The sequence below is a fragment of the Mesocryomonas lacus genome (genome assembly GCF_055730135.2).
The window spans coordinates 1-3,206 of record NZ_JBUZWE020000035.1 but is presented as its reverse complement, the minus strand read 5'-3'; the positions used below and the strand labels follow the sequence as shown (position 1 = coordinate 3,206).

The window sequence follows — 3,206 nt, the reverse complement described above, 5'->3', positions numbered from 1 at the left end:
AATTGTTGGTCGGGCAATCGACGCGATGTCTGAGATCGAACAATCATCTGACCAGATCGGTAAGATCATCGGTGTGATCGACGAGATCGCGTTCCAGACGAACCTTCTTGCACTGAATGCTGGTGTGGAGGCCGCACGGGCGGGTGAAGCCGGTCGGGGTTTTGCCGTGGTTGCCCAAGAAGTGCGTGGTCTGGCGCAACGATCCGCGGAAGCAGCGAAGGAGATCAAAAACCTGATCTCCACCTCTAGCGCTCAGGTAGCCAAGGGCGTGGAGCTTGTATCGGCCTCTGGCGGTTCGCTGAAAGAGATCGTCATTCAGGTTGGAGAAATGACCAATGTCGTCGCAGCCATCGCCGCTAGCGCAGGCGAACAGGCCCACAGCCTGAAGGAAGTTTCGATGGCTGCCGATAATATGGACAAGGTGACCCAACAGAATGCCGCGATGGTCGAAGAGACAACCGCCGCAGCGCAGACCCTATCAAGCGAGACAGAAGAGCTTGCGATCCTGATCGGCCGGTTCCGAACACAAACTGACAGCCAATCAAACCGACCATCGGCGAAGTCCCATTCGGCGGCGCATCGTCCTGTCGTCCAGATGCGCACAGTTAGAAGCAAAGGCGGCGCTGCTCATGATCAGGCGGCGAATGACTGGGCCGAATTTTGAGCGCACAGGGAGGGTAGGTCGTCATGACCAAGAACAGACGTTTCCGCAGCTTTTCGCTGGCTCAGCTGGAAAGCGTTCAACTGATGGCAAATGGTTCGCTCTCCGTAGTGGGAGTAAGCGGATCAGGTGACGCTGTTGCAATGATCGTTCATCCGATGGCTATCGATGAGCTGCTAACTGGCCTAGAATTTCCGTTGCCTGTCATTACGCAAGCGCAACGATAATCGACTATCCGGCCCGTGGCGATCGTGACGGGCCAGCTATTTTTGAATTAATTACTGAGGGTGAACCGGTATCACCAATACATTGTTTGTTCCGGGGATTCTGAGAACGGCGATCGCCCGAATTTTGAGGTTCAGTCAGCTGAACCTAATTATGCCTTCTGAGATGATAACCTAATCCCCGTTTATAGTTCCCGCCTTGAGAATCTGCTGCACATCGGAGGCTCGATCGCGTCGAAGGCACTCCATCTGCTGAATATGCTGTAGCGACTTATAAAAGCGGACGGCAACGAAATTACGCAAAACGGATCAGACCACTATGTTTTCTGGGTAGGATCGAGGCCCGCAACTCAGTGGGAGAAGTCTCGTCCAACTTTTGTAACGTCCGCTTTCGGACCCCTAAAGCGCATCATTGAGAGACCATGTTGGGCGCGAAGCTGTCGTTCGGAGCTGAGCAAATGTGGCTTGTCGCTCAGTGCATGCTCAAATTCGCCGAGCGGTTTTGGCGACTAGACCTCTTTCCAGGCGATGTCTCGGCCGGGTTGACGGGTCCACCACGCTGGTCCACTCTCGCCTCGAATTGATGGGTATTTTACGACTAAAACCACGCAGTTTCAGGCACTTAATAAGTTGGCTGGGAATCCAGGTTCCCCAGCCAGCAATTTCCGAAGCCTTTTCAGACAGTTAGCGACAGTATATGCGGCATTGCCATCGATTTGATGTCGCAGTCATGTTGCATTTAGTTCCCTTCATTTCCGGGGGGGTCCGCTGGACCCCGGCAATCCGTGCGACATAGACACCATCAAAGGGAACCGAATTTGAGCCGCGTGGATACCAGCACCGACTATCAAACCCGTGCAGATGCAGCAGAGATCGAGGCGAGAAACGCGGTAACGCCTGGCGTGAAAGCTCGGCATGATGAGGCAAGAAGGAACTGGCAGCGTTTAGCCGACCAAGCGAGGGAATTAGAGCTGGCACGGGCGCTAAGGGCAGAGAATGGAATACCCCCTGAAGGTGCTGACGGCGAGAAAGAGCGTATCACCGTAGTGGTGCCGTAGGCCTCAGGCATGCCGGATGGGTGACGCTTCATCACCAGCGCCTAAGGGTACTCCAGTGTCAGCGCTGAAGCAGTTGCGAAGGGCCGGCGACAACCCCTCAATAGGTGTCGCCGTTTTGCGCTTGAGCGATGGCGCATCAGACTTGCGCGACGCGGGATTGGCCATCAAGCCTACTCGCTGCCAACCTCATCGCAGCTCAGGCCTGCGAATAAAACTGAAAGATTGCCATGGCCTCTGATAAATCTCGTGAATACGAAGAGGCGTTACAAAAGATCCGCAATCAGCTGGTAACCGAGCGTCGGAGCTTGGCTATCAGCGTCACCGGCACCGCGAAAATCAGTGAGTTGGTGAATGTTCAGGCGATGATTGAGGCGGTTGACCGGGCAATAGCGGACGAGAAAAAGCTGGTGAACAAGACCCGACATTACCATGAGAGTATGGGCTAAGGCGCATCGCTTCTGATGTCTGCTAAGAGCGCGCGCTCCATCCACGGCATGCGCGAGACGCAGCTGGCTGATTGCCGTATGCTAGCAATACGTTAACTTATTCGGATACTTACATTGGCTGATAAAGAGTCGGCGGCCGTTAAGGCTGCGAACAAGCATTTCCGTCCGTCCGCCGAAATAGAGGAATTGCGGGGCACTGGATCCGGTGCGGCATCGCAGAAGGAAGCCACGGCAGAGAAGACTGCGCGGCTTCGGGCTGCTAGGCTGGAGCGAGACGCATCCGAAGCTTTACCGAGAGGTCTTGAGGGTGATGACTAAAAGAGAAACCGATTTCCAAGTCCCTGCCCCTGTCACCGCGGCCATTGAAGATGGCGCAACTGCTGTCCGAGCATTCCGCGAGTCATCTGGGCAGTCGCAGCATGATGTTGCGGCCGACGCTGGAATTACCGAGGTGCGGCTCGCGGCAATTGAGCAGGGAGCAGAGCCTCATGGCCTTGAGCTGGCTGTTCTTTCAGATATTCTGGACGTACCAGTGGACTTGCTAGTCGACAATTAAAGCGACAGGATCCGGTTGGATTCCGCTAATGCGCGGCAGTTTTCCGGAGCCCCGATACCTCGAAGGTGGCCAGATGACAAAACATCTGTCCAGTCGTCAGACAAAGCAGACATCGCTGCATCTGCCGAAGCTTTCGCCGCTCTTGAAATCCACGATGGGATTAATAGTCGTAGGAAGCGGCGCTGCGAATCGCCTTCCAATGCGCTTGGCCGAGCGCCATCGCCAGGGCCGCAGCAAGCGATGACAGTACCAGTCCCGCAG

4 protein-coding genes are annotated in these 3,206 nt (G+C 55.3%); all 4 read left to right on the top strand.

Going from position 1 to position 3,206, the window contains the following annotated elements; all coding sequences use genetic code 11:
* Positions 1 to 664: methyl-accepting chemotaxis protein (locus tag ACZLZY_RS24725; protein WP_472936614.1), on the top strand; the 664-nt coding region annotated here is incomplete at its 5' end.
* Between the two features lie 23 nt (positions 665 to 687).
* Positions 688 to 888: a hypothetical protein gene (locus ACZLZY_RS24720; RefSeq protein WP_472936613.1), complete on the top strand. Its 201-nt coding sequence runs from the start codon at positions 688 to 690 to the stop codon at positions 886 to 888.
* A 1,282-nt stretch (positions 889 to 2,170) separates the two neighbouring features.
* Positions 2,171 to 2,389: a hypothetical protein gene (locus tag ACZLZY_RS24715; RefSeq protein WP_472936612.1), complete on the top strand. Its 219-nt coding sequence runs from the start codon at positions 2,171 to 2,173 to the stop codon at positions 2,387 to 2,389.
* 310 nt (positions 2,390 to 2,699) lie between these two features.
* A complete protein-coding gene (locus tag ACZLZY_RS24710) occupies positions 2,700 to 2,945 on the top strand; it encodes a helix-turn-helix domain-containing protein (RefSeq protein WP_472936615.1) in 246 nt (81 codons plus the stop codon).
* The last annotated feature ends 261 nt before the right edge of the window (positions 2,946 to 3,206 follow it).

Coding starts and splice junctions, on each gene's coding strand:
- ACZLZY_RS24720 (WP_472936613.1), top strand. CDS start 688: ATGACCAAGAACAGACGTTTCCGCAGCTTTTCGCTGGCTCAGCTGGAA.
- ACZLZY_RS24715 (WP_472936612.1), top strand. CDS start 2,171: ATGGCCTCTGATAAATCTCGTGAATACGAAGAGGCGTTACAAAAGATC.
- ACZLZY_RS24710 (WP_472936615.1), top strand. CDS start 2,700: ATGACTAAAAGAGAAACCGATTTCCAAGTCCCTGCCCCTGTCACCGCG.